General features: G+C 58.9%; 7 protein-coding genes and 1 pseudogene. 6 read left to right on the top strand and 2 right to left on the bottom strand.

What is annotated here, in order from left to right:
- Window positions 1-280, bottom strand: a pseudogene (locus tag IBX54_RS10910) (DNA polymerase IV); the annotation flags it as partial.
- Window positions 281-455: 175 nt separating this feature from the next.
- Between IBX54_RS10910 and IBX54_RS10905 the strand changes: the two are divergent.
- The 3 genes from IBX54_RS10905 (at window position 456) to IBX54_RS10895 (ending at window position 4192) form a co-directional block, all read left to right on the top strand.
- Window positions 456-3143 carry a bifunctional acetate--CoA ligase family protein/GNAT family N-acetyltransferase gene (locus tag IBX54_RS10905; RefSeq protein ID WP_296542682.1) on the top strand — a complete coding sequence of 896 codons (2688 nt, stop codon included), beginning with the start codon at window positions 456-458 and terminating at the stop codon, window positions 3141-3143.
- Window positions 3144-3328: 185 nt separating this feature from the next.
- Window positions 3329-3775, top strand: coding sequence for a GSU2403 family nucleotidyltransferase fold protein (locus IBX54_RS10900; protein WP_296542681.1), 447 nt, complete (start codon window positions 3329-3331; stop codon window positions 3773-3775).
- A 3-nt stretch (window positions 3776-3778) separates the two neighbouring features.
- A complete protein-coding gene (locus tag IBX54_RS10895) occupies window positions 3779-4192 on the top strand; it encodes a pilin (RefSeq protein ID WP_296542680.1) in 414 nt (137 codons plus the stop codon).
- 545 nt (window positions 4193-4737) lie between these two features.
- Here IBX54_RS10895 and IBX54_RS10890 read toward each other — a convergent pair.
- A complete protein-coding gene (locus IBX54_RS10890; RefSeq protein ID WP_296542679.1) occupies window positions 4738-5601 on the bottom strand; it encodes a Fic family protein in 864 nt (287 codons plus the stop codon).
- Between the two features lie 75 nt (window positions 5602-5676).
- Between IBX54_RS10890 and IBX54_RS10885 the strand changes: the two genes are divergently transcribed.
- From IBX54_RS10885 to IBX54_RS10875, 3 genes are all read left to right on the top strand, one after another.
- Window positions 5677-5874 (top strand): hypothetical protein, encoded by a 198-nt coding sequence (locus IBX54_RS10885; protein ID WP_296542678.1) that lies wholly within the window; start codon window positions 5677-5679, stop codon window positions 5872-5874.
- A 40-nt stretch (window positions 5875-5914) separates the two neighbouring features.
- Window positions 5915-6526, top strand: a complete 612-nt coding sequence (locus tag IBX54_RS10880; RefSeq protein WP_296542677.1) for a DUF6088 family protein — start codon at window positions 5915-5917, stop codon at window positions 6524-6526.
- A partial coding sequence (locus IBX54_RS10875; protein ID WP_296542676.1) for a nucleotidyl transferase AbiEii/AbiGii toxin family protein occupies window positions 6523-7035 on the top strand: 513 nt, incomplete at its 3' end. The genes IBX54_RS10880 and IBX54_RS10875, both read left to right, overlap by 4 nt.

Genomic DNA, 7035 nt, shown 5'->3' with positions numbered 1-7035 from the left:
CCGAGCCCACGCCAAACTGGCGCGCCGCATAGGTGGCGGTGGTGATCACGCCGCGCCCGCTGTAGCCTTGCAGCCGCGGAAACTCGGCCACGGGAATCTTGTGCGGCGCCCGCTCGCCCTGGGCCACTTTCAGGTCTTTGTCCTGTGGCCTGCGCTTGCCGCCAATCACCACCGGCAGCCCCTTGAGTTGCGGGTAGCGCAGCAGCTCCACGGACGCGTAAAACGCATCCATGTCCAGGTGCGCAATGCGGCGCAGGGTGGCAGGCCGGGGGGTGCTCATGTGGGTGCTATTTTCGCGGCAACCGGGATCGAATCAGACCTGGTGGTTCGAGGTGGCATAAAGTCGCGCAATTGCCTGCGCTTCTCGTGATTCAAGTCAAAAACAACCATGCCATTCAGGGTAAGCTCTGCGCCATTGCTTGGACAGCTTGGATTAATTGTCAATAGGTGGTTTCATGGATAAGCATTTTTTGAGTTCTTTGTTTTCACCCGCCTCGATTGTGGTGTTTGCAGGCAAGCCCGATGAGCCCGAAACGCTCACGTCCCAAGCGCGCGCGCTGCACCAGGCCCTCACGGCCCAGCGCTTTTCGGGCCAACTGCTTTTTCTGGACATTCATGCCAGTGGCACGCTGGCCGACCTGGCGGCTGTCCATGCCGACTTGGCCATCATTGCGCTGCCAGCTACCGAAGTTGCGGCCGCTTTGGAACTGGCCGGACGCATCAAATGCCGTTCTGCTCTGGTGATTTCGTCGGGCATTGATGCCGCGCTGGCGGCCGATCTGCACAAAATAGCCAGCCGCGATGGTATTTATCTGCTGGGCCCCAACAGCCTGGGTTTTCAGCGACCGCACTTGCAGCTCAACGCCAGTGTGGCCGGCGATCTGGCAACGCTGGGGCCGCTGGCGCTGGTATCGCAATCGGGGGCCCTCACCTCGTCGATTCTGGACTGGGCCAAAAAGAACGCCGTGGGCTTTTCCACGGTGGTGTCGCTCGGCCCCAATACCGCGGTCGATATGGCCCAGGTGCTCGATTTTCTGGCCTCGGATGCCAAAACGCATAGCATCGTGATTTACATGGAAGGCATCACCAATGCCCGGCGCTTCATGAGCGCGCTGCGCGCGGCGGCCAATGCCAAGCCGGTGGTGGTGCTCAAGGCCGGTCGCAAGCCTGCGGGCAACCGGGCGGCGCTGACCCATTCGGGCACCATCGTCGGCAGCGACGATGTCTTTGATGCCGCGCTGCGGCGTGCCGGCGCGGTGCGGGTGCGCTCGTTCGTGGCGCTGTTTTCGGCGGCCAAATGCCTGGCTTCGCGCTACAAGCCGGTCGGCAGGCGGCTGGCCATTGTCACCAACGGGGGCGGGCCGGGCGTTTTGGCGGCTGACTGGGCAAACGAAATCCATCTGGAGATGGGCCGCCTGACCCAGGAGCAGGCGCAAAATCTGGCACCCCAACTGCCGCCACTGGCCACGCTGACCGATTTGATCGACGTTTCTGAAGACGCCGGGCCGGAGCACTACCGCACCGCCATCGAGGCCTTGAGCAATGCTGTCGAGATTGACGGCATACTGGCCATTTATTCACCCAAGATGGGCGCCGATGGCGGTGCCGTGGCCAGCGCCATTGCCGGTTTTAACCGCCACGTCAGCAAGCCCTTGTTGACCTGCTGGATGGGCGATGCCACCGTGGGTGATGCCCGCAAGATTCTGAACGATGCCGCCATTCCCACCTTTCGCACCCCCGAGGCGGCGGTGGGCGCTTTTGGCAATATCGCCTCGTTTTACCAAAACCAGCAGCTGCTGCAGCAAACGCCGCCGCCCCTGTCCGACCTGGCCAATCCCGATATTGAAGGTGCCCGCCTGTTGATTGAGAGCGTGTTGGCCGAGCGCCGCAAGGTGCTCACCGAAATGGAGTCCAAGGCGCTGCTAGCGGCTTTTCACATTCCGGTAACCAAAACTATCCTGGCGCGCAGCGCCAATGAAGCCATCATGATCGCCACCCAGCTGGGCTTTCCGGTGGCGCTCAAGATCGACTCGCCCGACATCAGTCACAAGTCGGACGTGCAGGGCGTGGCGCTCAATATTTTGAATGCCACCAGTGTGCGCGACACCTACCTCGACATGATCCAGGCGGTCAGCAAGCTGCAGCCCAACGCCCGCATCAACGGCGTGACGATCCAGAATATGTCCAACAAGCGGCGCGGCCGCGAGGTGTGCGTCGGCATGGTGACCGATGAGCCCTTTGGCCCGGTGATTGCTTTTGGCGCCGGCGGCACCATGATCGAGATCATCAACGACCGCACCATGGAACTGCCACCGCTCAACCAGTTTCTGGCGCGCCGCCTGATCGAGCGCTCGCGCGTGGCAGAGACGCTGGCGGTGTGGCGTGGCGCGCCGGCCGTCAACATGGAGGCGCTGGAGCAGATTTTGCTGCGCGTGTCGGAAATGGTGTGCGAGCTGCCGCAGCTGCGCGAGATGGACATCAACCCCGTCATCGTCGACGAATCGGGTGCGCTCGCGGTGGATGCGCGCATTGTGGTGGACAACACGGCGCCGTCAGTGCGCCACTACAACCATCTGGCCATTCTGCCGTACCCGGCGCAGCACGAGCAGTTGTGCATGCTGGCCGGCGGTGGCGAATACACCGTGCGTCCGGTGCACCCCGACGATGCCACCATGCTGCAGGAATTTGTCCGAGGCTTGTCGCCCGAGAGCCGCTATTTCCGCTTTGTGTCGAGCATGCAGGAGTTGCCGGCCACCATGCTGTCACGCTTCACGCTGATCGACTACGACCGCGAGATGGCGCTGGTGGCACTGGTGACCGAAGAAAGCACTGATGCGCAAGGCAGCACCGTGGAGAACACGCGCATCATCGGCGTGTCGCGCTACATCACCAACCCCGACCGCGCCAGTTGCGAGTTCTCGCTGGTGGTGGCAGATGAGTTCAAGGGCCGCGGCCTGGGTTCGCGCCTGATGCTGTCGATCATGGACTTTGCCCGCGAAAAAGGCCTGACCGAGATCGAGGGCCTGGTGCTGGCCAACAACCCCAACATGCTCAAACTCATGAAGGGGCTGGGTTTTGTCGTCAAGCCGTTCCCTGAAGATCCCGACTTCAAACTGGTGACCCACCATTTGCAGGTGGTTTGATTTTTTCGGTGAGTTCGCTCAGCCAGCCTAACTTCAGCGCAGCTGTATCGCTCAGGGCTTGCTGCTGCATTTGGCACTCCACCACACTGCTGAGGTTTTGCGCTGCTTTCGCAGTTGGCTGCATGCCAGGGTGAATTCTTTCCCGGTTCTGTTATCGCACCCTGCGGGCCGATGTCATTCGCCGATTGGCAATCGATGCAGACCCCCATCCATTCAGCCAGGTCATCGTGTCAGAAACGGGTCACATGGCCGTGATGAATACGATATCTCCAACCCTGTTTGTCGCGCTGAAAAAACGACTGGCTAAACCCGCCAGCCGTGACCCCAAAAAACGGCCGAAAGATGCCTCTCAGGCCACGCTGGTGCAAGCCTGGATTGACGGCTACATGCCGCAATACCACGGGCAGGGCCAGCCCGGACCCACGCTGCACTTGCTACACGGCGTACAACCGCGCGAAACTGACAAAAATGTCAACTTTTACAAGCTGCGTAACCAGATGTGTCACCTGTTTGGGCGTGGCACTGACAAAAATGGGCCCAAAGGTGGTTTTTTCGGCCAAAAACAAGTTGGCACGGAACCTGCTGCATGGATCGGGTGTTCAGTTGATGGTTTTTTCAATTTCAAGGAGTAAGTGATGAAGCGTTCCATGCAAAAGGGTTTTACCCTGATCGAGTTGATGATCGTCGTGGCGATCATTGGTATTTTGGCTGCTGTGGCTTTGCCGGCTTATCAGGATTACACGAATCGTGCCAAAGCAGCAGAGGTAGTACTGGCAGCCGGTGCTGCCCGTACTTGTGTATCTGAAGTCAATCAAAGTGCTGTTGATTTCACGACAGCGGATTACGCAGCATGTTCCAACCTAAATGCAACACAATTTGTCACAAAAACGGATGTTGACGCAACTGGTGTAATCGTAACTTCCGGCCTTATTGCTACCCAAGTCGTTACAGTGACCATCAAGCCTACTCCACTGGCTAACGCGGGATTTATTCAGACATGGACCTGTTCTGGCACACCTCCAAAGTGGATGCCTGGTAGCTGCAAATAATAATGGGCCAGACTAAATAATTGGGGTCAGACTCCAATTATTTATTCAAGAAAGCCCGCGAAAGCGGGCTTTCTTTTGTGCGCCCGGCATGGGCGCACGCCTGCGGGTGCAAGTCCCGTCGCAAGCTGATCACGGCGAACGAAGCGCAAGCCCAACGGCAAGAGGGCGACCCAATATCAAAGGTGACAGGCTCGATTTAAATTGCACGGTGGCTGGTCATTTCAGCGCGCGTTTTGATGACTGGCGATGGCCTTGTCAGCCCAGGCAAGCAGCGAGCCAATGCGTCGGTCGGCAGCCGCTTGGGCATGAAAGCAGGCAATAAGAGAAGATCAACGCCTAAAAACACCGGCATGACCAACGGCTTCCCTCAGACGCAGCTACTCGTCGGCACTGTCAGTTAGCTCATGTTGGACCACCATCAGAGCCAGGTCTTCGCAAGTCATGGATTGCGTCACTTCGTACGCAATGACGACATTCTTTCACGTTAATCAGCGCAACTCGTACCAAACACCTCGGCCGCCACCTTGCTGGCGGAGGTGTCCACGCTACACCAGGTTGCGCAAGTGCGCCTTCAACGTATTGCGGCTGATGCCGGTGAGTTTGATGACATCGCCTATCGAGACGCGCCCATGCTCGCGGGCAAGTTCCACAATCTGTAGTGGCAAATCCGGCAGTCTGGCCAACACCAGTCTCTCGCGCTCGACCTTCTTCTCCAGCCGCCGTACCTGTTCAGCCAGGGAGCGCAGGAAGAAAACCAGCCATGGCTGCCAGTTCGGGGCCTCGGTACGAATCGTGCCCTGCGTCTGGCGCAGCGCCAGGTAGTAGGCTTCCTTGTTGAGTTCGATCACGCTTTCCATCGAGCTGTACGGTACATAGGCATAGCCCGCCTGCAAGAGCATCAGCGTGGTCAGGGCTCGACTGATCCGGCCGTTGCCATCCTGGAAGGGATGAATCTCCAGAAACACCACCACGAAGATCGCTGCGATCAGCAGGGAATGCAGCAGTTTGGACTCGCGCTGCGCATTGACCCAACTGACCAGCTCGGTCATCAAACGAGGCGTATCGAACGGTGATGCCGTCTGAAACACAATCCCGATCTGCTCGCCGTGTTCGTTGAAGGCCGCCACGCTATTGGTGTTGGTCTTGTACTGACCACGGTGCCACGTATCCTTGTCGCTATGCTGGAGCAGGATGTGGTGTAGCTGTTTGATGTAGTTCTCGGTGAAGGGGATGTCCTGCCAGGCGCTGAACACCACATCCATGACCTCGGCGTAACCCGCTACCTCCTGCTCGTCACGCGTATCGAAACGCTTGATCTTCAGGTTGGCCAGCAGTTGCTCAACCTCGCGGTCGGACAGCTTGCTGCCTTCGATCCGTGTCGAGGAGCCGATGCTCTCGATGGTGGCCACGCGGCGCTGAGTGCGAACCTCGATGTGCTATTCGACAGTTTCCTGGTCAGCTTTTCGAACGCGGGCGAGTTGCTGGTGTCCAAAACCATCCCGCCGAGCGACCAGCAAAAATTGGGGCTTGCCGCAGGCATGCGGTTGCGCTGGATGTCTGTGCAGCATGGCCACTATTTGGGTTTTCACCGGCAGCGGTTTTTGCAGATGACCACCGAGTCAAGTCAAATTCAGCGGCCAGGGGGATATGAACCGGCAGAGCAACCTGCAACACTTGGTTGATTCATGTTTTGCAACGAATTTATAGTATTATTCGTTGCAAATGAGCAAGCATGCCGGGTCTATTGACGACCAAGTTCTACAGCGCATCCAGGCACAGGGGCCAGGTTGGGTGTTTACGCCTGCCGACTTTGCCGATCTTGGCAGCCGCACCGCAGTGGCGAGCGCCCTCGCGCGCAGCAAGGCGGCCGGTACGATTCGCCTTTTAGGCCGCGGCCTGTACGACACGCCGGTAGTCCACCCGGTTTTGGGTTTGCTTTGGCCCGCCATTGAATCGGTGGCAAAGGCGCTGGAACGTAAAGAGGGCATTCGGCTACAACCATCGGGGGTTTATGCGGCCAACCTTTTGGGTTTGTCTGAGCAGGTGCCTGCCCAGGTGGTGTTTTTGACAGACGGCGCTACGCGGACTGTAAAGGTTGGGCCGACCCAGATCAGCCTGAAGCGAACAACACCACGCAACATGGCGGCGGCGGGCCGGTTGAGCGCCATGCTGATCCAGGCGTTTCGCAGTCTTGGCGCGGCCACCATCACGCCGCAACGCATTGCGCGCTTGCGCAAGTCATTGCCAGCGGTGGAACGCGCCACGTTGTTGCAAGACATTGCATTGGCACCGGAGTGGATGCACGCCCATTTTCGTGAGGTGGCCCGGCCATGAGCAATAGCTTCACGGCCATGTCGGTCGCGGACCGCAAGCTGGCGTTTGACAACGCGGCACTCACGCTGCACCTCAATGCCGTGATTCTGGAGAAGGATTTCTGGGTGTCGTGGTTGCTGGGCTTGTTGTTTGCGCAGTCTGAGTTGGCACCGTTTGTGGTGTTCAAGGGCGGCACGTCTTTGTCCAAGGTGTTTGGGGTCATTGACCGGTTCTCGGAAGATATTGATCTGTGCCTGGTGCCGGAGTTTGTGGGTGCTGATGCGCAAGGCTTCGACACTTTGACCAGTCGCGTGAAGCGCGACGCCGCCGTGCTGGAGATGCAGCGCCTATGTGCTGACAAGGTGCAGACGGTCGTCTTGCCCATGTTGGAGAGCGCAATCATTGATGCGTTGGGCACCGCACCCGCAGGCACATGGCTCCAGTACGAACTGGATGCGGACGCCAAGTCGCCTATCGTGCATTTTCGGTATCCAACGTCGCAGGGTCACGGTTTTGACTATGTGCGCCGC

The sequence above is a fragment of the Rhodoferax sp. genome (assembly GCF_014859475.1).
In the GTDB taxonomy this organism is placed as follows: Bacteria; Pseudomonadota; Gammaproteobacteria; order Burkholderiales; family Burkholderiaceae_C; genus Rhodoferax.
The sequence above is the reverse complement of the archived record's forward strand: the minus strand, read 5'-3'. Positions and strand labels throughout refer to the sequence as shown.